Below are 23,276 nucleotides of genomic sequence, written 5' to 3'. Positions count from 1 at the left end.
TCTAAACCGGAGTGAGTGGGGTGTATCTCAGTCCATCCATTTCATCAAAACCACACATCACGTTCATATTTTGAATCGCAGAACCTGCTGCACCTTTCATGAGATTATCTGATGCAGACAATGCAATTAATCTATTATTGTCTTCATCTAAGTCAAATCCAATATCACAAAAGTTTGAACCTACTAAGAATTTTGGATCTGGGAACTTGTACAATCCTTTCTTGTCACGAATTAATCTTACAAATTTCTCTTCTCCGTATGTTTGACGATATAATTTCCAAAGTTCTTTTTCATCCATGTATTTTTGCAGAAAGGTGTGATTTGTACACAGAATGCCTCTGACTACATCTACTGCATGTGGACTCATGGACACTCGAACTTTTTTACCTGCTATTTCACTAAGTTCTTGTTCAATTTCACCAGTATGTCTATGCTTTGCGGGTTTGTATGGTCTAATCACTCCTGCTCTCATTGCATGTGCTGTACCTGAACCAGATCCTGCTCCAGATGATCCTATTTTTGAATCTACAACAATGTGCTCTGTATCAATAATGTTGTTTCTAATTAATGGTGCTAATGCTAACATTGATGTAACTGCCATACATCCAGGACAAGAGACTAGTTGAGCTTTTTTGATATCTTCTCTGTGTAGCTCAGGTACTCCAAAAACTGATTTTGGTAGATAATCTGGATGTGGGTGTTCCCATCCATACCACTTATCATATGCGTCTTGATTATGTAATCTATAATCTGCACTTAGATCAATTATTTTTACACCTCTATCATATAGTGCCTTTACAATTTCCGTTGCAGTTCCGTGAGGTACTGCAGTAAATACTAAATCACATTTGTCAGTTATCTTGTCATAATCCAATTCTGAAAAAGTCAGATCTGTGAATCCTTTCAAACTTGGTTGTATTCTGTGTAGGTACTCCCCTACGTGTTGACGTGATGTGACCATGGTTATCTCGACATCTGGATGATTTACCAAAAGACGTAACGTTTCTCCTCCTACATATCCTGATGCTCCTACAACTCCTACTTTCATCATAAAACTCCTCGTAAAGGAGTATAATTTATTTCCTAATGTAGTCTAAAGCAAATTTTATCATTTCTTTGGGAATATTTTCCTGTGCAACTTTTGCTAATCCTTTGAATTCTACGGTATTGTTGACTTCGTGTACTATTAGGCCTCTTTTTTCGTCCTCCATCATATCGATCCCCAAAATTCCTCCTCCTACTGCTTTTGAAGCTTTCTCTGCCAGATCTTCCATTTCTGGAGTGATCTCACAAAGTTCAGGGTCTGCACCAAGTGCGATATTTGTCTTAAATCCTCCCGATGATTTTCTATACATTGCTGCAACTGGCCTATCTCCTATGGTTATGACTCTGATGTCTCGTGGTGGTCTGTTTATCAATTCTTGTAAATAGTATATTCTGTCGTGTGGGTTGTCTGTAATTCCTCTGATTTCAAAAATTGCATCCATTGTATCCTTATCTTTTATTGGAAGTACTCCTCTTCCCCAACTTCCTATTACTGGTTTTATTACTAGTGGATATCCTATTTTTTCTAGATTTTCAGTTGCGCCTTCGCTTGAGAATGAGAAATATGTTTTTGGTGTAGGTATGTTATTTTTTTTAAGTTGTAATGTCATGAACATCTTATTTCCACATACACTTGCTACATCAAATTTGTTCAATACTGGAACATCCATAAATTCTAAACTGGCAGTAAAATGTAATCCTCTAAAATAACTTACACATCTTTCTAATGCAACATCTCCAAAGTCAAAATCGTCTCTTTTGCTATCTGTGTTCACTTGGGTTGTTTTTGCATCTAGCATCGTTGTATCGTGCCCCATCTGTGATGCTTCTTTTTGAAGCATCTTTTCTTCCACTCTCAAGCGGTCAAACACAATACATACTTTTGACATTACTCTCCCCAGTCTTCGCCTACGCTTTCTGCTTGCTTTAGCTCAACGTTTGATCCATCTTTTTTGGCAATTTCATAGTCAGCTCCACAATCAGGACAGGAGACTATTTCTCCTACTGAGGCATCATCTGGGATGTTTAATGCTGCGTCACATTCTGGGCAGTTCATGTTTTTGTTGACCTTTTCTTTTGTAATTTATTAGCTTCTGTTGACTGCATTCCCCACAATTCAACAAATCCTTTGGCCAATCTCTGGTCAAATGTTGATTCTGTTCCATATGTTGCAATTTCATGACTGTATAGTGAATTCTTGGATTTTCTTCCTACCACCCTCATACTTCCTTTGTATAGTTTGAGTTTTACAGTTCCTGAGACTGTTTTTTGGGAATCTTCAATGAATCCATCCAAGTTTGCCTTAAGTGGATCTTGCCAAAGTCCTGAATACGTCAAATATGCCCATTCATCATCAATCAAAGATTTGAATTTGTTTTGATGTTTTGTGTGTACCATTTTTTCCAAATCTGAATGAGCCTCAATCAAACATGTTGCAGCAGGAGTTTCATACACTTCTCTGGATTTTATTCCTACCACTCTGTCTTCTATATGATCAATTATTCCTACTCCTACATTTCCTGCTTTTTTGTTAATGTACTCTATTAATTTCTGAGAATCCATAGTTGTTTTGTCTACTTTGGTTGGGATCCCTTTCTCAAATTCTATCTCGATATATGTTGGCTTGTCTGGCAAGTTCTTTGTCTTGACCCAAATAAATGCGTCTTCAGGCGGCTCATTGAATGGATCCTCTAGAACCCCTCCTTCGATTGCCCGTCCCCATAAATTTTGATCTATGCTAAACTTTTTTGCTACTGAATCTATTTTGATTCCATGTTTTTTTGCAAATTTTAACTCTGTAACTCTGTCTAAATTCTTATCTCGAATTGGCGCAATAATTGGTAATCTTGATCCTGAACGTAATGTAATGTCGAATCTAACCTGATCATTGCCCTTACCAGAACAACCATGTGCTAGTGAATTTACCTTCTCTTTTTTTGCAATTTCTAAAACTTTTTCTGCGATTAATGGTCTTGCAAGTGCTGTAGCAAGACAATATTTTTTTTGATAAAGGGCATTTGCTTTAATTGATGGAAATATGTAATCTTTGACAAACTCTTTTCTGGCATCTATGTTGTAATGCTTTTTTACTCCTAACTTCTTTGCTTTGTTTGCAATCTCTTTTGCATTTTCTCCTTGTCCTACGTCAACTGTTACTGTAATGACGTCCATGTCATGTTCATCTTGTAGATATTTCACAACAACTGATGTGTCTAGTCCTCCAGAAAATGCAAGAATTCCCTTTTTTGTCATAAAACATTACTTCCGTTTCATTTTCGAATTTATCTTTTGTGTTGTTGAGTTCTTACAATTTTTTATGGCCTAGCTTGAGCTAAAATTCGATGATTATTTAACCGCCTAATATAACGCTGTTTTATGAAAACCAAATCACTAATTTTAATTGGGTTGGTTGGCATGATTTCAATTTTTACTTTGAGTATCACTCTTAATCCTGATGAAGGTGACCTACAAAACAAAGTTCGGATAGCATATTTTCCAAATATTGGTCACGCAATTCCGATTGTTGGTGTTGAGAATGGTTTTTTTGAAAAAAATATTGGAAATGGTACCATTATTGAAACAAGGATTTTTGACAGTGGTCCTCAGGTAATAGAATCCCTATTTGCAAATTCTCTTGATATTGCATATGTTGGTCCTGGACCTGCAATCAATGGATTCCTAAATTCAAATGAAAAAAATATAAAAATTTTGGCAGGTGCTGCAAGTGGTGGTGCAAGTTTTATAGTGCATCCAAATTCTGAAATAAATTCTGCTTCTGATTTTACTAATAAAAAAATTGCAGCTCCTCAAATTGGAAATACTCAAGATGTTTCATTGAGACACTATCTTTCTGATAATGGCTTAAAACCTGCTGAACTAGGTGGTTCAGTAGTTGTTTACAATATTTCTAATCCTGACATTTACACATTATTTGTCAAAGGCGAAATAGATGGAGCATGGGTTGCAGAACCATGGGCCACAATTTTAGAAAATGAACTTGATGGAAAACGACTTTTTCATGAAGAAGAACTTTGGCCAAATAATCAATTCGCATCTGTTCTTTTGATAGTAAATTCAAATTATGCTGACAAAAATCCTGAAGTCGTTTCCAATTTTTTGTCCTCTCATCATGAAACTGCTTCTTGGATTAATCAAAATCCTACTGAAACCAGAATAATTTTTAATTCTTTTTTGGAGTCTTATCTAGGACAGTCTCTGTCTGATGAAGTTGTGGATGTTGCTTTATCTAATATAGAAATAACCTCTGATCCAATTTCGAATTCTGTTTATTCTTTTGCCAAAAAAGCCGATGATTTAGGATATCTTGGAAGAAATGACTACGACTTGTCTGGTCTTTTTTATTACGATGATTCAAATTCTGATTTAGAGGAGACTAATTAGATGGCAAAACTAGAGGCAAAAAATATTATAAAATATTTTCATCATGATTCTCATAAATTAAAGGCATTAGGAGGAGTGAATCTTAAAGTCGAAGCTGGTGATTTTGTATGTTTGGTTGGTCCTTCTGGATGTGGCAAATCTACCTTTCTACGTATTGTTGCAGGTCTGGAACAACCTGATGAAGGACAAATTTTGTTTGATGGAAAACCCGTAAATGAAACTGGTCCTGACAGGATAATGGTTTTTCAGGAGGGTGCCTTATTTCCATGGTTGAAAGTTCAAGATAATGTGGAATTTGGATTGAGAATGGCAGGAATCCCAAAAGATGAACGCGCAAAAATATCTCATCGATATTTGGATATGATGCAGCTGACCAAATTTGCAGATTCTTACACCTATCAGCTTTCAACTGGAATGAAACAACGTGTTGCTATTGCAAGAGCTTTGGTTATGGATCCGGATGTATTGCTTATGGATGAACCTTTTGCTGCACTTGATGCTCAAACTAGGGATTTGTTACTAGTTGAAATGCAACTGATATGGGAAAAAACAAAGAAAACTATCTTATTTGTTACACACAGTGTGTCTGAAGCTGCTGTGCTTGGGACTAAAGTCTCTATTTTTAGTAACAGACCATCAACCATAAAAAAAGAAATCGAGAATAATTTTCCAAGACCTAGAGTTTCAGAGGATGAATTATTAGTAAAATTCCAACAGGACATTTTAACAGAACTACGACCTGAGGTTAAAAAAAGCAAAGAGTGAGAAATGGCTAAAAATTACTCTCCTCACAGAATTGCATTTTACATAGGCTTAATTGCAGTGTGGCAGATTATTGCAATGTCTGGAATATGGCCTGATAATATTTTTCCTTCTCCTTATGAAGTAGCAGAAGACTTGGCATATGGCGCAGCTGATGGGAGTTTGTTTTATGGAATTGGAACTAGTATGTTGAGATTGTCTGTTGGATTGGCAATTGCCATTGGCGGAGGCATTATTCTGGGAATTTTTATGGCAAGAGTCGAAGTTGTCAACCAAACTGTGGGTTCATTGGTATTGGGATTACAATCAATTCCTTCTATTGCTTGGGTGCCTCTGGGTATACTTTGGTACGGGTTCAACGATGCTGGCATTATTTTTGTCACTGCCATTGGGGCTATATTTGCAGTGACGATAAACACGTATACTGGAGTTAAAAATATTGATCCTCATTTTATTGAAGCTGCTCGAAACATGGGTGCTAAAGGAAGTCAGTTAATCACTAGTGTTTTGATCCCTGCGGCATTCCCATACATGATTTCTGGTTTTAAACAAGGTTGGGCATTTGCATGGCGAGGTGTTATTGGCGCGGAATTACTGTTTGCATATTTGGGTTTAGGATTTCTACTTGGAGCAGGACGGTCGTTAAATGATGTGTCTCAAGTAATTGCAATAATGCTTGTCATAATGGTGATTGGATTAATTGTTGATGGAGTAGTTTTCCAACGTCTAGAAAACAAAGTCATGTCTCGTTGGGGACTCCGATAAACTTTATTTTTTATTTTCTAATTTTTAATGAAACCACAAATGCACATATTATGATTCCAATTGCAAAATATATTACTGCAACATAGTCAAAAGTAAATGCAATAGCACCTGCAATTACTGGTCCTACTACTGTTGATATTGATAATGTTGAACTAAAAATACCCGTTGAAGTAGAACGTGGATTGTTTTCCATTAGATGAAAATTCCCACCAATAAACAAAAATGCCCATGTAGCTCCTACAAGTGACATGAATGGCATAGCCATCCACCAATCTGTAATCAAAGCCAATCCTACAAAAACAAATGTAGTGCCGCCAATACCTATCTTAAATTTGGTTATGTTTGTGAGATTTATCTTACTTGCCATCAAATTCATCAAAACAAATGCAGTTAGGGTATTTGCAACATATACTACTGATATCTGATAAAGTTCAGCACCTAATCTCTCCATCAACATTATTGGAAGAATTGTCCAAACTGCCGCAGCCCCTATATGTCTAAGAAGTAATGCAAGAAATAGAAATTTATTTTTTGAAATGACTTTTTTTGTGGTTCCTGGCTGTAGTTCTTTTTCTTGTGTTGGGTTTGGAAGTCTTGCAGTAAAAACTAACCCTACCACAAATGATGCAGCACTAATCAAAAAAATCAATTTAAGATCATTTGCAGCACCTGCAGCAGCAATTCCTGCAAGCCATCCTAAAGCATGAAATGATAATACTGTAGCTGCCTTTTTTCTGTCGATGTTTGCTTCATATGCATAAGCAATCATTGCTGGAATCATTATTCCGCTTGCAATCCCTGCTCCTATTCTTGCTAGGAATAGTAATGTTAGGTCATCTGCAAAGTAATGTAATCCAAAAGTTACGGCACATCCTATAAAACCAATTCTGATAAATTTGAGCCTAGTGCCTTTCTTATCTGAATGTCTTCCAAAGTATATCTCTGATAAAATTTGTGCAAAACTAAAAGATGCTACAAGAAGCCCTATCTCAAATATGGAATCAGTGACGCCTTTTGCAATAATCGGCATGAAAACAAAAACAATTGATATTCCAGCATGTTGAAAAAAGGTTGCACTACGAACTAAATTATTTACTTGAAGATATTGCATAAATGTAATTACATTCTGTTTTAACCTAATTTCAACATATTTATGAAATGATTGTTAATATTTTAAAAAGAATTAAACGGCGTCGTAGTTTATTCGAATCAAATTGACTCAAAAAGAACCATTTCTCAATGCGCTGAAAAATCGCATCTTGCTTTTTGATGGGGCAATGGGAACTGAAATTCAAAAATATAATCCAAAACCTGAAGACTTTCCAAATAATCAAGATGGGTTCAATGATGGATTGGTCTTAACTCACCCAGAATGGATTAAACAAATTCATCGTGATTACCTGAATGCGGGTGCAGATTGTATCGAAACAAATTCTTTTGGTTCAAACAAAATTAAATTAGATGAATATGGGTTTGGTGATCAAACAATTGAATTTAACAAAAAGATTGCAAAATTGGCATCTGAAGTGTGTGATGAGTATTCTGACAAACCACGATATGTGATAGGTTCAATGGGACCCTCTGGATTTCTTCCAAGCTCCACTGATCCTGATTTAGGGCAAAAGCCTCTTGATGAAATTCAAGAATCTTTTAGACTGCAAGCAGAGGGGTTGATTCTTGGTGGCGTTGATGCCTTGTTAATTGAAACCAGTCAGGACATTCTTGAAGTAAAATTAGTAATTAATGCGTGTCATGAGGCCATGAAGAATTTGGGAAAAAAGATTCCAATCATCTCAAACACCACTTTGGATCAATATGGGAAAATGCTACTTGGAACAAATGTCCAATCTGCTTACACTACGGTTTCTGATATGGGCATTGATGTGTTTGGCCTAAATTGTTCTACAGGACCAATTGAAATGAATCCAAGTGTTCGCTGGCTAGATGATCAAAATGATCATGATATCTTAGTGGTTCCAAATGCAGGAATGCCTGAAAATGAAGGAGGACAAGCTGTCTATAAAATGACCCCCGAAAAAATGGGTCATGCATTAGGTGATTTTCTTGATAAATACAAAAAAGTAAGGATAATTGGAGGTTGTTGTGGAACAAATCCTGAGCACATCAAAGTCCTACGCAAAGTAATTGACAAAAGAGCCAACAACCCTTCTAATGGTTAAGTATTTACAAAAACTAATGTGACCTTACGACATTGTCTACGCCTAGAGTAAGTTCAGCAATGAAGGCAGTTGATCTAAAACAAATCCCTGCTCCTTTGATCATTGGAGAACGAATTAACACACAAGGTTCTCGTAAGGCAAAGCAACTTGTACTTGGAGATGATTATGATGGTTTAATAGATCTAGCCCGAACTCAAACAGAGGACGGCGCACATTGTCTTGATGTATGTGTGGCCACTACAGAGCGTTCTGATGAGAAAGAATTCATGCTAAATCTTGTAAAAAGATTAAGTCTGGAAATTGAAGCTCCTCTTGTCATCGATTCTACTGATCCTGATGTAATAGAAGCATCTGTAAGACAAATTCCAGGAAAACCTATTATCAATTCAATTAATCTAGAAGGTGACGGTAGCAGGTTTTCAAAATTAGCTCCTCTAATGTCTAAGTATGGTCTGCCTGCTATTGCGTTGTGTATTGGACCAAATGGAATGGCCAAAACTCCTCAACAAAAAGTTGATACTGCTGAATTACTTTATGAGACGGGAAAAAAATATGGACTGAAAATTGAACAATTTATCTTTGATGTTCTTACCTTTACTCTTGCAACGGGAGAGGAAGAATTTCTTGATGCAGGCAAAAATACGTTAGAAGGAATTCGTCTAGTAAAAACAAAGTTTCCTAATTCTTTTACCACGCTAGGTCTAAGTAATATCAGCTTTGGCCTAGTACCCTATGCTAGAAAAATTCTCAATTCTGTTTTCTTGTATCATGCAGTAAAGGCTGGTCTTGACTCTGCTATTGTTAATGCCAAAGAAATAATTCCTTATGGGGAAATAAACGAACAAGAGAAAAAGCTTGCAGAAGATCTAATCTTTAATACTCACACCAATGCCTTGTCTGATTTGATTTCTTATTTTGAAAAACTTGGTTCTCAAAATACTTCTAATGCAAAAAAAATTGATGTTGATCCTTCTTGGCCACCTGGTAAACGTGCCAATTTTAGAATTATCAACAGACTAAAGGATGGAATCCAAGATGATGTTGTCTCATCTATAGCAGAAAAAATAGGTAAACCAAACTTGGTTAAACGCCTAGATGGTGAAGAAAACCGTCTCTCGATAGATGCTCCTCCAGAAATAACACATGATGGCGCGCTTCAAACACTGAATGAAGATTTGTTGCCTGCAATGAAAGAAGTAGGCGATAAATTTGGTGCTGGTGAACTTATCTTGCCTTTTGTTCTCAAATCTGCTGAATGCATGAAAGCAGCTGTTGGAGAATTGGAAAAATATTTGCTCAAAGAAGAAGGTACAAGCAAAGGAAAATTGGTTTTAGGAACAGTTTATGGTGATGTACACGATATTGGAAAAAATCTTGTGAAAACCATCTTCCAAAATAATGGATACACTGTATATGATTTAGGCAAACAAGTTCCACTGCAAAGATTTCTAGAAAAAATTGATGAAGTAAATCCAGATGCAATTGGCTTATCTGCACTTCTTGTTTCTACCTCAAAACAGATGCAATTTTTTGTTGAACATGCTAGGGAAAATAAAATGAATATTCCAATTTTATGTGGTGGCGCTGCAATTAACAGTAATTACATAAATAGGATTGCCAAAGATGGTGGCATCTATGAATCTGGTGTTTTTTACTGCAACACCATGTTTGAGGGATTGAAAACCATGGATGTGTTGATTTCAGATGAAAAAGATTCTCTTCTAAAAGAATGGAAACAGAAATTAGAAAAATGGAAGGAAAAATCATCTTCTGTAATTGATCCAAAAGATATTCCAAGAAGTAGTATTCAACCTGTAACTCCTCCTGATGTTACAAATCTTGGTATTCCTATTAGACTTAAAAAAGATCAAATTAACATGGAAGAAGTTTGGGAATTAATAGACAAAAAATCTCTGTTTAAATTATCTTGGGGTCTAAGAGGAAAAGCTGGCTCTGAATCTCAGGAAGAACACGAAAAATTACTAGAAGAATGGAAAATTAGAATATCAAAAGATAATCTATTTGAACCCGAAATTGTTTATGGATTTTTCAAATGTCATGATATTAACGGTAAACTAGTAGTTGAAAATCCGGAGGACCAAAGTAACCAAATTGAGTTTGATTTTCCTCGTTCTAGCCGACCTGAACACCTATGTCTGACTGACTATTTTGGTTCTGATGATGTAGTTGCGTTTCAAGCAGTAACTGTTGGCAACAAAGTTGCAGAAATAATTGAAAAATGGAATAAAGATGACAAATACACTGATGCATATTACCTTCATGGTTTAGCAGTTGAAGTAGCAGAAGCATTAGCTGAATGGACAAATCGAAGGATAAAATCTGAATTGAAACTGGAAAAAGGTGGCTTGCGTTATAGTTGGGGATTCCCTAGCTGCCCTGATGTATCTCAACATCATCTGGTCTGGAAACTTTTACACCCTGAAATATCTGGTATGGAACTAACTGAATCCGGACAAATAATCCCTGAGCAATCAACTGCAGCAATAGTGGTGCATCATCCAAGTGCTCAGTATTTTGTACTTTGACTATTTTTTTTTAAAAAATCATTCAAACCGTTAAAATCATTTGGTGATGTTAATAGAATGTCTCCAGTAATCTCTTGTATTTGGTTTACCAACTCTTCAAATTTTTCTCTATATGATTCTAATTTAAGATTCAAAAATTTTGCTGACTTTTCATTTTTTTCAGATGGAAATAACACTATTGGAATAATTGAAAAATTGTTTAGATTTTCTGAAAGATTTCTTACTTGCTCTATGTTGTGAACTACCTGTGTCATGAAACCCTTTGGATTTGCTTTTAATTTCTTGTTGATCTTTGAGAAATCTGGATTATTTGAAATTGAAAGATAGAGGTCTATCTTTGAATCTATTTTTTGTTCTTTTAATTTAGTTACGACTGAACTTGGAACTTGACCTGAATCTTGTTTTCCTGTTTGTGAAGGATCTCCCATTAATATCAAAACTCCAGAAATACCAATAGCTATACAGTTATCAACAAATTCCAAAATTTCTTCTTCTGTTTTGTCTCTAACTCTTAGACTTACAGTAATTGGTTTGTCCGGAATTTCCCTTTTGATAATTTTTCCTACTGTAATTGGTGATACTCTCTGAAATCCTAACACGTTTTCAGTTAGATGTATTGCATCACAATTTTTTGATATGGTCTTTATTTTTTCTACGAATTTTGTAATTGAAATGTTGATGTCTACTTCTGGTAAAATTTTAGGTGGATTTGCTTCATACCTAATTGTCATATTGTCAATTTTTCGATCTTGGTTAAAACCTTTGAATATCAAAACCTATGTGTAATAATAGAAAAGAGCGATCATGGTGATATTAACCGACATAAAATCTAGACTTTCAAGTAGTATTGATCCTATCTTGAATTTTGATGAAAGATATCGATTGGCATCTGTATTGGTTGTCATCTATGGTGATGAACCACACGTTGTAATGACAGAAAAACCAAAACATATGAATTTTCACGCAGGTGAAATCTCGTTTCCAGGCGGGAAACTGGATCCTTCTGATTCTGATCTTTTGAATACTGCTTTAAGAGAAACTCGGGAAGAAATCGGATTGGATGTAGATCCAGAACAGGTGATAGGTCAATTAAAACCTGTAATTACTCTCAATTCTGGATTTCTTATCTTACCTTTTGTTTCAGTATTGAATGAAATCCCTTCTTTGACTCCTAATTCTGAGGTCGAAACTATCCTTCACATACCCTTAGAGTCTTTTTTGAAGACAATGGCAGTTGATCCCGATCCTTCTCACAACATAATTCAGGAGATGCATATATTCGAGTACAGAGACCAAATTGTATGGGGTGCCTCCGCAAGGATCTTAAAGCAGATACAAAATCTTCTTCATTCCTGAGATTCATTTAAAAAGAGCTCTTCGTGCCTGAACATTTATGGCTGCACGTAAGTCGTCTCCAAGAAAGATTCGTCTGTTAAAGAAAACTAAACAGGCATCACCAGTACCAGCTTGGATAATTCTTAAGACAAAGAGAGGAGTTAGAACAAATCCAAAACGCAGAGCTTGGAGATCAACTGATGTGGAGGTAGGATAGATGTCTCAGGATTTAGAACGTGTTTATACGATTAATTTGGGTAAAGTTTTGCTTTCGCAATCTCAACACCGTGCCGTGAGGGCTATCAATATGATTAAAGAATTTGCTCGTCATCATATGAAAACTGAGGAAATTAAAATTGAAGAAGACTTGGCTCACCAAGTCTGGTCTAGGGGAGTTCGAAATCCTCCAAGAAAAATAAGAGTCCGCATGAGCAAAACAGATGAGGGTTATGTTCTTGTTTCCAGATATGATGAAGAAGTTGAAGCCAAAGTTGTTCCAGATAAGGATGAAAAAAAAATCTCCGATAAAGTAGAAGAACCAGCTAAAGAAGAACCAGCTAAAGAAGAACCAGCTAAAGAAGAACCAGCTAAAGAAGAACCAGCTAAAGAAGAACCAGCTAAAGAAGAACCAGCTAAAGAAGAACCAGCTAAAGAAGAACCAGCTAAAGAAGAACCAGCTAAAGAAGAACCAGCTAAAGAAGAACCAGCTAAAGAAGAACCAGCTAAAGAAGAACCAGCTAAAGAAGAACCAGCTAAAGAAGAACCAGCTAAAGAAGAACCAGCTAAAGAATCTAAAAAGTAATTTATTTTAAAATTCTCAATTTTGTTATTCTAATTGATACAAGTCCAATTTGTAATCGATACTACACTCTGGAGAAGACCAATCCAGTTGATTTTCTTCTGGAATAACATTTAGTGGATCGTAACTATCAAATTTTCTCATTCCTTGAACTGCTGATAACATAACTACCTTTGATTCTTCTGAAGTTGAGGTGGTGTCCACTTGTGTGTTGCTTTCATTCACAATTCCATTTGTCAGATTTGTGATTGAGTTAATTACTCCAATTGGAATGTTACTTCCTCCTGTGACATATAGTATTGCACTCTTGATAGCGCTTGGATTTGTTTCTCCATATAGCATCTTTAAAGAGTCTCTTAGTGATTCTTCTATCTTCTGACTATCTTTACTTGTAGTCAGTATGTTGTCTTCTGAAATCTTTGTTGTTTTAAGCGATTTTATTACGTGCATCATTGCAGAATTTCCTATTTCGTAACAAGTTTTAACATTCAAGTCTGGATTGCTCTCTAATAACGAATCATTATCCAATACTACTGTGCATTCTGATTTCTCTCTTAGTCTCCTTAAGGTGATTCCTGAATTGAATATTCTATCTTTTTCAAATTTGAAAGGCATGATTGCAAATGAAATCAGAGTTTTTTCTAGTTCTTTGCACATATCTGATATTGCAGGAGCCATTGCAGATCCTGCTTTTCCTGCTAAATTACTAATTAGTATTATTGTAGAATATCTCGCAATCTCTGATTTTATCTCATCTTCTGCTTGATATGTTGAACCTCTGATTAGTTGAACTGATGGATTTATGATTGATTTTGTTGAAATATGTATTGATTTATTCTCTGCTGAAAAATCATTATTGTCATTGCTTATTGTAAGGCATTCTGAATCTAGTGATTTTTTTGCTCTTTTAGCAAGTTTTGAGCCTGCTCCTCCTAGGCCTATTACTAAAACTGGTTCTTTTAGTTCGACACTCATTTCAGTTTCTTTTCTTGATTTGGATAAAAAACCTTCTTACGTTTTTTTAATCAAATTTTAGATCTAAAAAATTTAGCTTGCGATCTTTCCAATGAGCCCATTTGTGGTGGCATCGGTGACTTTAACTGTGTGATATTGGCCTATCTCTACATTGTTCTTGACTGAAATAGGTTTGTAAGCAAAATTTCTTCCTTTGATTTCATTGTTGATGCTTTCATCAAATAGAACTTTTCCTATCCATCCGATCCACTTTTTGTTGTTCTCTAGAGATATTTTGTTGATCTGTTCAAAAATAATCTTACTTCTTCTCTTAATTTCTCCTACATCGATTTGTTTCCATGTGGCAGCATCTGTTCCGGGTCGTGCACTGTACTTTGATAGGTTTACTATGTCTGGCTTTGTTTCATCTAATAGGTTTACAGTTTCCTCAAAATCATCTTCTGTTTCTGAAGGAAATCCCACAATAATATCAGTTGAAATAGTGAAATCTGTATATTTCTCTCTCATTTTCTTTACCGTTTCCTTGTAAGTCTCAGATGTGTGTCCTCTTTTCATATCGTGAAGAACTTTGTCACTTCCACTTTGTACTGGAATGTGCAGGAACTTGAAGACTTTGTCATTTTCATAGGCTTGAACCAAGTCTTTCTTTATTCTTGGCATATACATTGGATTCATCATCCCTACTCTGATCATAAAGTCTTCTGGAATGTCTGCTACTGAATTGATCAATGATGGTAGATCTGTCCCAATGTCAAATCCGTAGCAGCCATTATCTGTTGAAGTCAACCAAATTTCTTTGCATCCATCTTTTACTTCTGTTTGTACTTGTCTTACTATGTCCCCAAGTCTATAGCTTGAAAGATCTCCTTTTGATATTTTTGTTTGACAAAAAGTACATTCGCTCATACATCCACTTGCAATCTCAACAATTCCCACTGTTGGATTCAATCTGACTTTTGGAAGTCCCACTTTGGTCAAATCTGAATCTTCTAATGCAACATGCTTCTCTCCTCTCAAAGTTGAATCTATCACTTGAAGGGTTTTCCCAATAGAGTTTGGCCCTAATAAACTGGCATTATCTGTAAATTTTTCAACTCTATCTTTTTCTGCCTTTGGGAGACACCCAGCTACAATTAATGGACTTGATTTTAGCGACTTGATTCTGTTTATCATTTTATTTGCGGTTGCATCTTTTACTGAACATGTCACCACAATATTGAGATCCGACTCAGTTGCATCTTTTGCTAATGTATGTCCTCCATTTACTACTAAACCTGAAATCATTTCAGAATCTGCAAAACTTGCAGAACATCCATAGGCTTCTACAAAAATTTTTGCCATTATTTACCCAAACAATGAATCAATTTCTTTGTTGCTCATTAGTTTTTCTTCAACCACTAATTCTCTAATTGTTTTGCCTGTTTTGAGCGATTCTTTAAACAACTCTGCAGATTTCAAATATCCTATCTTGGGTGTCAACAAAGTTACAATTACTGGGCTATTTTCAATATCTTTACGTAACTTGTCTTTATTTGCGGTTAGACCATCAATCAGATTTGCAGAAAATATTGGAAGGAAATTCTTGAGCATATCTGTTGACTCTAACATGCACTTTAACATTCCAGGAAGCATCACATTAAGCTCGAACTGTCCTCCTTGAACTGCATATGATACTGCTGTATCATTTCCAATTATGTTAAAGCAAACCATATTCATACATTCAGCCAATGATGGATTTACCTTTCCCGGCATGATTGATGATCCTGCATGCACTGCAGGAATTCCTATCTCAGCAAGTCCTGCAATTGGACCTGAGGCCATTAATCTAATGTCGTTTGCAATTTTCCCAATTTCCAAAGCTAGATTTTTCAAACATGCTGACATATTTGCAACTGCAAATTTGCTTTGCAAACCATGTTGCATATCTTTTTCTGGTTTTAGTGGAAGTTTTGATATTTTAGCTAACTCTGATATTGCAATTTTTCTGTATCCTTTTGGTGTGTTAGCTCCTGATCCTACTGCGGTTCCTCCTAATGCAACATTCTCTAATTCTTTTTGAGCAATTTTGATTTGATTTTTTGCTTTGGTAATTGCAGTTTCATATGCTGCAAATTCACTACCTAATGTAACTGGTAATGCATCCATTAAATGAGTTCTACCAATTTTCTTAAAAGATGAAAATTGTTTTGCTTTTTTTGATAAAGATTTTATTAAAATTTCAATTGCGGGAATAGTTTCTTTAAGATTCATCAGAATTGCAACATGCATTGCAGTTGGGTATGTGTCGTTACTTGATTGTGACATGTTAACATGATCATTTGGATGCAAAAACTCGTACTGGCCTTTTTTCTTATGCAGTACTTCTAATGCTACATTTGATATGACCTCGTTTGAATTCATGTTAAATGCTGTACCTGCACCAGAATTTATCATGTCTACTACAAACTGATCTGTAAATTTACCTGACAGAATCTTGTCGCAAGCTGATACAATTGCATTACCTCTTTTCGTATCTATTGCTTTTGTCTTCATGTTGGCAATTGCTGCAGATCTTTTGATCATGACAAAAGCCTTTATCAGATTTTCATGACTTTTGTGGCCTGTAACATGGTATTGTTGAATTGCACGTCCTGTAAATGCTCCATAATATGCATCTGAGGGAATCTTGACTTTACCCAATGAATCTTGATCTAATCTGAACTTCATGTGCTGTTTTTTACAATTATCTTCCCTTATTCATTCTTTTTCAGAAAAATTCACAATTTCATACTTGGCTGTAAGGGTAATTATTATATATGATTCCCTCGGCATCGTGCTTAATGAATAAGCGTGTTAGTATGCTCTTTACAATTACAGCAGTAGCTGTAATGGGCGCAGCCTTATTCGGAAGCACATACACACAAACCCAAATTAGCGGACAATCACTTGATGTTTCAGAAATGGATGTCAGTGTGATGGATCAAATCCGTCAAATGGGTGGTTTACAGCTTGTAATGCCTGAAGCATTCGCAGAAACTGATTGTGGTGTTTTGGAGTCATCCGGTAGAACCGTTCATGACTTCTATCTTACTGGTGTAAGTGTTGAACTTCCAATCATGGGAGGAAAAACCTACAATGCCATGACCTTTAGTGAACAAGTCCCAGGACCAACACTAAGAGTTACCCAAGGTGATGTAGTAAAAATGACACTTCACATTCCAGACTATGAAGTTACTGGACACGGTAACGACATGCACGCATCACAAATGTCAGCAAGCTACTTTGAATCCGTAAATCCGGGTGAAACAAGTCAGTATTGTTACATCGCTGAGTCTGCTGGTATCTTCAAGTACCATTGTTCTGGTGTCAAACTAATTGGTATGGATCAACACGTACTTTCCGGCATGTACGGAATTGCAATTGTTGACCCAATCAACGGATACAAGAAACTCATGGTAGAGAAGACAAAAATAAACCCAGCCGGTAAAGTATCATTAGATAGACAATTCTACGATGCAGATGCATTAGAGTTCCAACTCCAATACAATCAATTGTACCTAACACCTGAAGGTAACTACGATGCAGGAGCAATGTTCAAGCATCAAAACACTGCAACAGTTGTTAACGGAATGCAATTCGGTTATGTACCAAACATGGCTCACAACTTACTTGTTAAAGGTGATACCAACAAGAACATCTTTGTTGCACAACCATGGAACGGACTTGAACACAAGCAATACCAATCTCAACTGTTATTCGTTGAAAACGATCAACACGTGAGACTCTTTGTTGAAAATCAAGGTAACGAACCAGTATTCTTCCACATTGTGGGAGAAATCTTGGACAGAGTTACACAAGGTAACAGAGTACAATCCGCAGCAACTGAAACATGGTTACTCGGTGGCTCACAAGGAATGATTGTTGACTTGGTCTTTGATGAACCAGGTGCATATGCAGCAGTTAACCATGATTATGCAGCAATTTACACTGGCGCAGCTACAGTCTTTGTAGCAGGTGATCCATTCGGCTTGAACCCAGTTCTAGTTGAGAAAGGAGTAATCCCAGAACCAGTTCCATCCTATGCTTATGCATTAGGAAACCCAAGCAGTGCTGTCCCACCAATGGGAATGAACAGTATTGCTCATCCTGCAATAAACATTCATGGTCTAATGACTGATGATGTAGCTTCTGAAATGCAAGCAAGTGGCGATTATGTCGCATTATGGGAAGTAATTCCTGTAGTTGCAGAAATCCTCACTTCTTGATCTTTTAACATCTTTTTTTCTTTTTAATTTCTTAATGAATTATATTCTGTGCATATTTTTTTTAATTCATGGGATTTGATGATTCTGTCTTAATTTGTGACGAGGTTGATCCAATACTAAATAAAATTCTGGAAGATAATGGACTGAAAGTATCTTATGAACCTGAGATAACTTCAGAACAAATTTTAGAAAAAATTGCTAACTTCAATATTGTAATTGTTAGAAGTAGAACTACCATAACAAAAGAGATGATTGAGAAAGCAGATAATTGTAAAATTATTGCAAGAGTTGGTGTGGGACTGGATAACGTTGATCAAGAAGCTGCAAAAACAAAAAACATTCGTGTAATCAATGCTGTTGAGGGTGCAATGAATGCTGTTGCAGAATTGGTTTTAGGTTTGATGCTTTCTCTATCTAGGCAAACTGTCCGAGGTGATAGAGCAATCAGAAACGAACAATGGCTCAAAAAAGAACTGAAAGGAACTGAGCTAAGAGGAAAGTATCTTGGAATTATCGGACTAGGAAATATTGGAAAAAGATTGGGGAGACTTGCACGTGCACTCAACATGAATATCATTGGATACGATGTTATTCCAATTGATGAGGAATTCTCAAAAGAGGTTGGATTGATGAAAGCCGATCTTAATACTTTGCTGCAGAGCTCTGATTATGTCTCTATTCATGTTCCTTTATTGGATTCCACTTATCATCTGTTAGATGCCCAAAAAATGTCTACTATGAAAAAAACTGCAAAAATAATCAATACCTCTAGGGGAGGTGTTATAGATGAAGACGCTCTATATGATGCTCTAAAAAATGGTAATCTGGGAGGTGCCGCTTTGGATGTTTTTGAAAAGGAGCCTGCTATCGGAAACAAATTATCTGAATTAGACAATGTGATACTGACTCCTCATATTGGTGCTCAAACCAAAGAAGCTCAATCATTGGCAGCCAATGTTATTGCAGAGAAGATAATACAAATTCTACGAGGCGTTATCTGATCTTTCTAGTACGATTCATGCGTGGCCTTTAAAAATAACTAAAAAAGCTTGACTTTTACGTGATTAATTATCGTCTCTTTCTTTTTAACGTCAACTTGGAGGTTAACATAACGTGCTGAAATCTAGTAATAATGTGCATAAATTACAATCTGCAAAACATACAAATTTTCCAAAAATTGGTACCATGTTAAAAATTTCTCTTGGATTGTCATTGTTTGCAGTTTTATCTTTTGGATTAGTATATGCTGATACTATCTCTGTTTCAGTTGATGGTACTCAATATGCAGTTGAGTATACTGCAAATGATGTTGTTATATCTAGCATAGAGGCTGACTCTGAAACATCTTCATTATTTCTAACAGTTGATGTTGCTGGTTCTTCTGGTTCATTGGAAGTAGTTTTAGACAGAACTTTCTTTGATTCTAAATTTGAAGAAATAGATGATGACTTCTTTGTTTTAATAGATGGTGACTTTGCAGATTTTACTGAAATTGAAACTAATTCTGAAACTAGAGTATTGAATATTGAAGTGCCTTCTGGAACCGAGGAGGTTGAAATTATTGGCTCTTCTTTTGGAAATTCTCCTGAACCACCAACACCGGTTGAAGAACCACCAACACCGGTTGAAGAACCACCAACACCGGTTGAAGAACCACCAACACCGGTTGAAGAACCACCAACACCGGTTGAAGAACCACCAACCACAACAACCCCTCCAAAAATTGACGATGAAGAACCCCCAACCACAACTACCACCAAATGTGGTCCTGGTACTTATCTGGTAGATGGAGTATGTGTTTTAGATGAAAGATGTGGTCCTGGTACTTATCTGGTAGATGGAGTATGTGTTTTAGATGAAAGATGTGGTCCTGGTACTGTTCTAAAGTATGGTTCCTGTGTTCTCGCTAATGATGGACCAACTACTCAACCATCAAAGACTTCATCTGTCAAGACGTTTAGTGTGGAATTAATTTTTGGTGTGATTATTACATTTGTTGTAGCAGGTGCAATTGGCCTTCTTGCAGCCATTATGATCAAGGCAAATAAGCGTAAAAATTAATCACAGGTCAAATCCTCAACATTCATGATTTTATCAAAATCAAATCCTGAGATTTGTTGTGTACTTGAAAAAGGAATTATTCCTAAAATTGGTGTATCTGTCCCTACAATTACGATAAGCTTGTTAGGATCCAATCTAATATCTCCTCCATCAAATTCAAAATCCAAGGTCATAAACACATGTTGTGCAGCTGCAACCTGATCAGAATAAAACTTACCTTCACTAACACCAGATGATAATGGATTGATTGTATTTGAATTTACTACAAATGATCCGATAAATTTCTCATCATAAAATGTAGATATCTCAAATTTTTGAAAGCTTGTCCAAAACGGCATTGTATTACAAAATTCTATTTCTCCATGATTTGACATCGTAAAAAACGAAAACTCTCCTGGACTGTGCCATCTATATTCAAGCTGTTGTGATCCAACTATGTTTAGTGTTGAATATGCAAATGGAATTACTATCACTATGATTGCTGCTGTAGTTATGATGGAATGCTTATTCATATTTCATTTTCCATTAGAATTGGAATCATTATTGCTCTTTTCTCTATCAAATAATCAAAGTTTTGTATGAACTCTTCATCTGATATTTTACCTTCTGCCCACCATATTCCAACAGTTCTCATCCATTCTGGAATTGTAACTTCGTAGACATTCTCTTGATTGATTTCATATGGTATATTCATTGCATTTTCTTCCATGTATTTTTTAAAAGCATCTATTAGAAATCCATCAGAAATATTTCCTGAGAGCCAGTTAGCCAAAATTGGTTTTACTATTTCCGGTATGCAAATTTTGTTTGTGTCTACTAGTTCAAATTCTGCTGTAAATTCTGCTCCAGAATATTCTACATCGATAAAGTATTTTCCCGATGGAAAAATCTGTTTTTCAAATGGTATTAGGGATGGAACTGGATTTTGTAGGTCTACAATTGGAATTGGAATAGCGCTACTGCCTTTTCCTAATTCATCTCTAATGTGTATTATCGCTGGCTCTCCTGTTACCTCTGACACTTCTATGATATAGAACAGTCGTTCACAATAACTGTAAGTTGTTTTTTCCATGTTAATTGAAACTGTAGGCTCTGCAAATGCTTGTGGGGAAAAGATCAAAAAGACTAGGCCAAAAACCACACCCAAAAAAGCCTTCAATTTTTGCATCTTTTGTTTTGCTATTTTTGTTCAATAAAAATCTCAATTCAATACTGAGGAACGCTTTTTAACAACTTCATCCAACTCCACTTATCGAGTTTTCTGCGGAAGCAAACTCTTTGAGTGTATGGTTGATCCTTCACTCAAGGAAATTTTAATCCATTATGGTGTTGTTTTTAGCACTAGACTTTCAATTAATTTGAAATCATTAATTTTCAATATTCTACTTATTTAATAAAATTTATTACTTAATGTCATATTTATGACAAAGTTAAAATATTATTTTTCCTTTTACAAAAAATGATGCAGAGTTCAGCTTTTAAGACAGATGAGTTTCAATCAAAACCCCGCTCTGAACGACAAGTGACCTACTTTTGCAGACTCTGTAGAAACTATGGAATTAAGACTAGAAAAGCTCACTTGCAAAATTTTCATAATGCCAGTCGTGATACTGTGACTAAACGTAGCAATGCTGATCTGGTTGATGTTGTATTTATAGAGTCAAAATAACACCGAAGCATTTCAGTTAGAAGATCTATTTTTAACCTGTTAATTCTGAGTCTGAAATCTTAAGGGGATTTGATATTCGTGGGTGTTCCAATTCCCATAATCTGATTTCTCATGTGAAAATAGGATTCACTGTTAATATTGAACTCATTTTTGAAAATACTTGTTGGATCTTAACAAAATTTTGGTTCCTATTGACGGTTCAAAAAAGTCGTTTGAAGCCTTAGATCGAGCATTGACTCTGGCAGGATTTACACATGGTAAAGTAACTGGCATTCATGTGATTCCACATGTTGCTGACGGAGGCCCAAGAACTAAGGCTTTTGACAAACAACTACAAGACGATGGAAAAACAATTCTAAAAAAAGCAGAAAAACGTGCGGGAAACAAAAATGTCAAATTCACTACAAAACTCCTAAGGGGTTCTCCTGGTCATATTACCTTACACACTGCCAAAACTGGCAAGTTTGATCATATAGTAATGAGCACTACAGGTTCGGGTACTGCCTCCAAAGATATGATTGGAAGTGTGTCAAACCATGTACTTCAAAAATCAAAGATTCCTGTCTATTTGATAAAATAATTGGTGAATTAAATGTCTGAATTACTTTCTATCTGCCAAAAACCCATAACTGCTGATTCGAACACTTCCCTAGACAAAATCATCTCCATATTACTAAAAAACAATATTAGCAGAATACTTCTTACTGAAGATAATTCCAATGTTGGAATAATTACTGAAAAAGACATAGGATTATTTCTGTTAAGTGACGATTCAGAAAAAAATCTAGATGACATTCCTGCATCTCAATTAATGAACATGTTTACATCTGTAGATGGATCAATGAGTGTTGAAAAATGTGTAGAAATTATGTTGGAAAAAAATATCGGTTCTTTGGGCGTCTCATCAAATGCCAATGGACTTGTTGGAATAGTCACAAAAACTGACATTGTAAGATATTATTCTAAAAATTATTCTGGAAAACACAATGTGGGAGATTTAATGACCATATCTTATATCGCAATGAATTCTGATAACTCTCTAAAAGATATAGTGTCTAAAATGATTGAAGAAAAAATCTCCAGGATATTTCTAAAAAACGAAAAAGGGGACCCAGAGGGAATCTTGACTTTTCGTGATTTATTTCATGTTGCCTTGGAACAAGGAAATTCTGATGCGGTACTTGATAACTCTGATGGAGCAATATCTGTGATCTTTACTAGAAAAGGATTTTTGTCAGAATCGGGATTTGGCAATACTATTGTTGGAAAAGACGTGATGACAAAATCTCTGGAATCTGTGGATTTTGAAGAAGATTTAGCTGTTGCGTGTGATGTGATGGCACAAAACCAAATCAACGGCATTGGTGTTAGAATCAAAGATAAACTTGGTGGAGTGTTGAGCAAAACTGATGTATTAAAAGCCATTTACGTTGAAAATAACTCAAAATAATATTTGGATACAAATTGAAGCAATTAGTTGCAAGATTAGAATTT

25 protein-coding genes and 1 pseudogene are annotated in these 23,276 nt (G+C 35.7%); 14 read left to right on the top strand and 12 right to left on the bottom strand.

Translation table 11 applies throughout. From position 1 onward, the window contains the following. Position 1: 1 nt before the first annotated feature. Genes argC through ACOQN3_RS08055 form a run of 4 tightly spaced genes read right to left on the bottom strand, consistent with a single transcriptional unit; the run spans position 2 to position 3,297 of the window. Entirely contained in the window at positions 2-1,048 is a 1,047-nt protein-coding gene (gene argC, locus ACOQN3_RS08070) for an N-acetyl-gamma-glutamyl-phosphate reductase (RefSeq protein ID WP_420546618.1), read from the bottom strand. 28 nt (positions 1,049-1,076) lie between these two features. Further along, the gene (gene lysX, locus ACOQN3_RS08065; protein WP_420545959.1) at positions 1,077-1,934 is read right to left on the bottom strand and encodes a lysine biosynthesis protein LysX; all 858 of its coding nucleotides are present in this window, start codon (positions 1,932-1,934) and stop codon (positions 1,077-1,079) included. Further along, the gene (gene lysW/argW / locus ACOQN3_RS08060; protein ID WP_420545958.1) at positions 1,934-2,101 is read right to left on the bottom strand and encodes an alpha-aminoadipate/glutamate carrier protein LysW/ArgW; all 168 of its coding nucleotides are present in this window, start codon (positions 2,099-2,101) and stop codon (positions 1,934-1,936) included. Before lysW/argW ends, lysX begins: the two co-directional genes overlap by 1 nt. Continuing rightward, positions 2,098-3,297 (bottom strand): argininosuccinate synthase, encoded by a 1,200-nt coding sequence (locus ACOQN3_RS08055; protein ID WP_420545957.1) that lies wholly within the window; start codon positions 3,295-3,297, stop codon positions 2,098-2,100. The genes lysW/argW and ACOQN3_RS08055 overlap by 4 nt, the downstream gene beginning before the upstream one ends. A gap of 123 nt (positions 3,298-3,420) precedes the next feature. Between ACOQN3_RS08055 and ACOQN3_RS08050 the strand changes: the two genes are divergently transcribed. Genes ACOQN3_RS08050 through ACOQN3_RS08040 form a run of 3 tightly spaced genes read left to right on the top strand, consistent with a single transcriptional unit; the run spans position 3,421 to position 5,973 of the window. Next, positions 3,421-4,446: an ABC transporter substrate-binding protein gene (locus ACOQN3_RS08050; protein WP_420545956.1), complete on the top strand. Its 1,026-nt coding sequence runs from the start codon at positions 3,421-3,423 to the stop codon at positions 4,444-4,446. Further along, positions 4,447-5,211, top strand: a complete 765-nt coding sequence (locus ACOQN3_RS08045; RefSeq protein WP_420545955.1) for an ABC transporter ATP-binding protein — start codon at positions 4,447-4,449, stop codon at positions 5,209-5,211. Positions 5,212-5,214: 3 nt separating this feature from the next. Then, positions 5,215-5,973, top strand: a complete 759-nt coding sequence (locus ACOQN3_RS08040; RefSeq protein WP_420545954.1) for an ABC transporter permease — start codon at positions 5,215-5,217, stop codon at positions 5,971-5,973. A 10-nt stretch (positions 5,974-5,983) separates the two neighbouring features. Here the strand turns inward: ACOQN3_RS08040 and ACOQN3_RS08035 are convergent, their stop codons facing one another. Then, the gene (locus tag ACOQN3_RS08035) at positions 5,984-7,084 is read right to left on the bottom strand and encodes an MFS transporter (RefSeq protein WP_420545953.1); all 1,101 of its coding nucleotides are present in this window, start codon (positions 7,082-7,084) and stop codon (positions 5,984-5,986) included. 103 nt (positions 7,085-7,187) lie between these two features. Here ACOQN3_RS08035 and ACOQN3_RS08030 point away from each other — a divergent pair, with 103 nt between their 5' ends. Continuing rightward, entirely contained in the window at positions 7,188-8,153 is a 966-nt protein-coding gene (locus tag ACOQN3_RS08030; protein ID WP_420545952.1) for a homocysteine S-methyltransferase family protein, read from the top strand. Positions 8,154-8,185: 32 nt separating this feature from the next. After that, a complete protein-coding gene (locus ACOQN3_RS08025; protein ID WP_420545951.1) occupies positions 8,186-10,699 on the top strand; it encodes a dihydropteroate synthase in 2,514 nt (837 codons plus the stop codon). Here ACOQN3_RS08025 and ACOQN3_RS08020 read toward each other — a convergent pair. Beyond that, the gene (locus ACOQN3_RS08020) at positions 10,681-11,430 is read right to left on the bottom strand and encodes a 5,10-methenyltetrahydrofolate synthetase (protein ID WP_420545950.1); all 750 of its coding nucleotides are present in this window, start codon (positions 11,428-11,430) and stop codon (positions 10,681-10,683) included. The two genes, ACOQN3_RS08025 and ACOQN3_RS08020, sit on opposite strands and share 19 nt — an antisense overlap. Before the next feature lie 73 nt (positions 11,431-11,503). Between ACOQN3_RS08020 and ACOQN3_RS08015 the strand changes: the two genes are divergently transcribed. The 3 genes and pseudogenes from ACOQN3_RS08015 to ACOQN3_RS08005 all read left to right on the top strand — a co-directional run. Next, a complete protein-coding gene (locus ACOQN3_RS08015; protein ID WP_420545949.1) occupies positions 11,504-12,055 on the top strand; it encodes an NUDIX hydrolase in 552 nt (183 codons plus the stop codon). A gap of 37 nt (positions 12,056-12,092) precedes the next feature. Continuing rightward, on the top strand, positions 12,093-12,251 hold the full coding sequence (locus ACOQN3_RS08010; RefSeq protein ID WP_297592946.1) for a 50S ribosomal protein L39e: 159 nt from the start codon (positions 12,093-12,095) through the stop codon (positions 12,249-12,251). Beyond that, a pseudogene (locus tag ACOQN3_RS08005) lies at positions 12,252-12,479 on the top strand (50S ribosomal protein L31e); the annotation flags it as partial. A gap of 2 nt (positions 12,480-12,481) precedes the next feature. Here the strand turns inward: ACOQN3_RS08005 and ACOQN3_RS08000 are convergent. The 4 genes from ACOQN3_RS08000 to ACOQN3_RS07985 form a co-directional block, all read right to left on the bottom strand. Beyond that, entirely contained in the window at positions 12,482-12,841 is a 360-nt protein-coding gene (locus ACOQN3_RS08000) for a pentapeptide repeat-containing protein (RefSeq protein WP_420546617.1), read from the bottom strand. Positions 12,842-12,860: 19 nt separating this feature from the next. Beyond that, entirely contained in the window at positions 12,861-13,808 is a 948-nt protein-coding gene (locus ACOQN3_RS07995) for a cell division protein FtsZ (RefSeq protein WP_420545948.1), read from the bottom strand. Positions 13,809-13,880: 72 nt separating this feature from the next. After that, positions 13,881-15,149, bottom strand: a complete 1,269-nt coding sequence (locus tag ACOQN3_RS07990) for a tRNA (N(6)-L-threonylcarbamoyladenosine(37)-C(2))-methylthiotransferase (protein ID WP_420545947.1) — start codon at positions 15,147-15,149, stop codon at positions 13,881-13,883. Positions 15,150-15,152: 3 nt separating this feature from the next. After that, positions 15,153-16,514, bottom strand: coding sequence for an aspartate ammonia-lyase (locus ACOQN3_RS07985; protein WP_420545946.1), 1,362 nt, complete (start codon positions 16,512-16,514; stop codon positions 15,153-15,155). A 131-nt stretch (positions 16,515-16,645) separates the two neighbouring features. Between ACOQN3_RS07985 and ACOQN3_RS07980 the strand changes: the two genes are divergently transcribed. The 3 genes from ACOQN3_RS07980 (at position 16,646) to ACOQN3_RS07970 (ending at position 20,113) form a co-directional block, all read left to right on the top strand. Beyond that, on the top strand, positions 16,646-18,052 hold the full coding sequence (locus ACOQN3_RS07980; protein WP_420546616.1) for a multicopper oxidase domain-containing protein: 1,407 nt from the start codon (positions 16,646-16,648) through the stop codon (positions 18,050-18,052). A 68-nt stretch (positions 18,053-18,120) separates the two neighbouring features. Beyond that, positions 18,121-19,053 (top strand): D-2-hydroxyacid dehydrogenase, encoded by a 933-nt coding sequence (locus ACOQN3_RS07975; protein ID WP_420545945.1) that lies wholly within the window; start codon positions 18,121-18,123, stop codon positions 19,051-19,053. A 112-nt stretch (positions 19,054-19,165) separates the two neighbouring features. Continuing rightward, the gene (locus ACOQN3_RS07970) at positions 19,166-20,113 is read left to right on the top strand and encodes an EB domain-containing protein (RefSeq protein WP_420545944.1); all 948 of its coding nucleotides are present in this window, start codon (positions 19,166-19,168) and stop codon (positions 20,111-20,113) included. Here ACOQN3_RS07970 and ACOQN3_RS07965 read toward each other — a convergent pair. Both ACOQN3_RS07965 and ACOQN3_RS07960 read right to left on the bottom strand, forming a co-directional pair. Further along, positions 20,110-20,625, bottom strand: a complete 516-nt coding sequence (locus tag ACOQN3_RS07965; protein WP_420545943.1) for a thr operon leader peptide — start codon at positions 20,623-20,625, stop codon at positions 20,110-20,112. The genes ACOQN3_RS07970 and ACOQN3_RS07965 overlap by 4 nt on opposite strands. Then, the gene (locus ACOQN3_RS07960; protein WP_420545942.1) at positions 20,622-21,281 is read right to left on the bottom strand and encodes a hypothetical protein; all 660 of its coding nucleotides are present in this window, start codon (positions 21,279-21,281) and stop codon (positions 20,622-20,624) included. Before ACOQN3_RS07960 ends, ACOQN3_RS07965 begins: the two co-directional genes overlap by 4 nt. Positions 21,282-21,572: 291 nt before the next feature. On the opposite strand from ACOQN3_RS07960, the gene ACOQN3_RS07955 reads away from it, so the two are divergent. The 3 genes from ACOQN3_RS07955 to ACOQN3_RS07945 all read left to right on the top strand — a co-directional run bounded on the left by ACOQN3_RS07955 (position 21,573) and on the right by ACOQN3_RS07945 (position 23,232). Next, positions 21,573-21,782, top strand: a complete 210-nt coding sequence (locus ACOQN3_RS07955; RefSeq protein WP_420545941.1) for a hypothetical protein — start codon at positions 21,573-21,575, stop codon at positions 21,780-21,782. A 163-nt stretch (positions 21,783-21,945) separates the two neighbouring features. Continuing rightward, a complete protein-coding gene (locus ACOQN3_RS07950) occupies positions 21,946-22,362 on the top strand; it encodes a universal stress protein (protein ID WP_420545940.1) in 417 nt (138 codons plus the stop codon). 12 nt (positions 22,363-22,374) lie between these two features. After that, positions 22,375-23,232: a CBS domain-containing protein gene (locus ACOQN3_RS07945; RefSeq protein WP_420545939.1), complete on the top strand. Its 858-nt coding sequence runs from the start codon at positions 22,375-22,377 to the stop codon at positions 23,230-23,232. Positions 23,233-23,276 lie beyond the last annotated feature (44 nt).

Source organism: Candidatus Nitrosopumilus sp. (genome assembly GCF_965223225.1).
Taxonomy (GTDB): domain Archaea; phylum Thermoproteota; class Nitrososphaeria; order Nitrososphaerales; family Nitrosopumilaceae; genus Nitrosopumilus.
The sequence above is the reverse complement of the archived record's forward strand: the minus strand, read 5'-3'. Positions and strand labels throughout refer to the sequence as shown.

Excerpts from the sequence above, each read along its gene's own strand:
- ACOQN3_RS07965 (WP_420545943.1), bottom strand. The coding sequence starts at position 20,625 with ATGAATAAGCATTCCATCATAACTACAGCAGCAATCATAGTGATAGTA.
- ACOQN3_RS07955 (WP_420545941.1), top strand. The coding sequence starts at position 21,573 with ATGATGCAGAGTTCAGCTTTTAAGACAGATGAGTTTCAATCAAAACCC.
- ACOQN3_RS07990 (WP_420545947.1), bottom strand. The coding sequence starts at position 15,149 with ATGGCAAAAATTTTTGTAGAAGCCTATGGATGTTCTGCAAGTTTTGCA.
- argC (WP_420546618.1), bottom strand. The coding sequence starts at position 1,048 with ATGAAAGTAGGAGTTGTAGGAGCATCAGGATATGTAGGAGGAGAAACG.
- lysW/argW (WP_420545958.1), bottom strand. The coding sequence starts at position 2,101 with ATGAACTGCCCAGAATGTGACGCAGCATTAAACATCCCAGATGATGCC.
- ACOQN3_RS08035 (WP_420545953.1), bottom strand. The coding sequence starts at position 7,084 with ATGCAATATCTTCAAGTAAATAATTTAGTTCGTAGTGCAACCTTTTTT.
- ACOQN3_RS07995 (WP_420545948.1), bottom strand. The coding sequence starts at position 13,808 with ATGAGTGTCGAACTAAAAGAACCAGTTTTAGTAATAGGCCTAGGAGGA.
- ACOQN3_RS07960 (WP_420545942.1), bottom strand. The coding sequence starts at position 21,281 with ATGCAAAAATTGAAGGCTTTTTTGGGTGTGGTTTTTGGCCTAGTCTTT.
- ACOQN3_RS08010 (WP_297592946.1), top strand. The coding sequence starts at position 12,093 with ATGGCTGCACGTAAGTCGTCTCCAAGAAAGATTCGTCTGTTAAAGAAA.
- ACOQN3_RS08040 (WP_420545954.1), top strand. The coding sequence starts at position 5,215 with ATGGCTAAAAATTACTCTCCTCACAGAATTGCATTTTACATAGGCTTA.
- ACOQN3_RS07985 (WP_420545946.1), bottom strand. The coding sequence starts at position 16,514 with ATGAAGTTCAGATTAGATCAAGATTCATTGGGTAAAGTCAAGATTCCC.
- ACOQN3_RS08015 (WP_420545949.1), top strand. The coding sequence starts at position 11,504 with ATGGTGATATTAACCGACATAAAATCTAGACTTTCAAGTAGTATTGAT.
- lysX (WP_420545959.1), bottom strand. The coding sequence starts at position 1,934 with ATGTCAAAAGTATGTATTGTGTTTGACCGCTTGAGAGTGGAAGAAAAG.
- ACOQN3_RS07945 (WP_420545939.1), top strand. The coding sequence starts at position 22,375 with ATGTCTGAATTACTTTCTATCTGCCAAAAACCCATAACTGCTGATTCG.
- ACOQN3_RS08045 (WP_420545955.1), top strand. The coding sequence starts at position 4,447 with ATGGCAAAACTAGAGGCAAAAAATATTATAAAATATTTTCATCATGAT.
- ACOQN3_RS07980 (WP_420546616.1), top strand. The coding sequence starts at position 16,646 with ATGCTCTTTACAATTACAGCAGTAGCTGTAATGGGCGCAGCCTTATTC.
- ACOQN3_RS07975 (WP_420545945.1), top strand. The coding sequence starts at position 18,121 with ATGGGATTTGATGATTCTGTCTTAATTTGTGACGAGGTTGATCCAATA.
- ACOQN3_RS08055 (WP_420545957.1), bottom strand. The coding sequence starts at position 3,297 with ATGACAAAAAAGGGAATTCTTGCATTTTCTGGAGGACTAGACACATCA.
- ACOQN3_RS08020 (WP_420545950.1), bottom strand. The coding sequence starts at position 11,430 with ATGACAATTAGGTATGAAGCAAATCCACCTAAAATTTTACCAGAAGTA.
- ACOQN3_RS08050 (WP_420545956.1), top strand. The coding sequence starts at position 3,421 with ATGAAAACCAAATCACTAATTTTAATTGGGTTGGTTGGCATGATTTCA.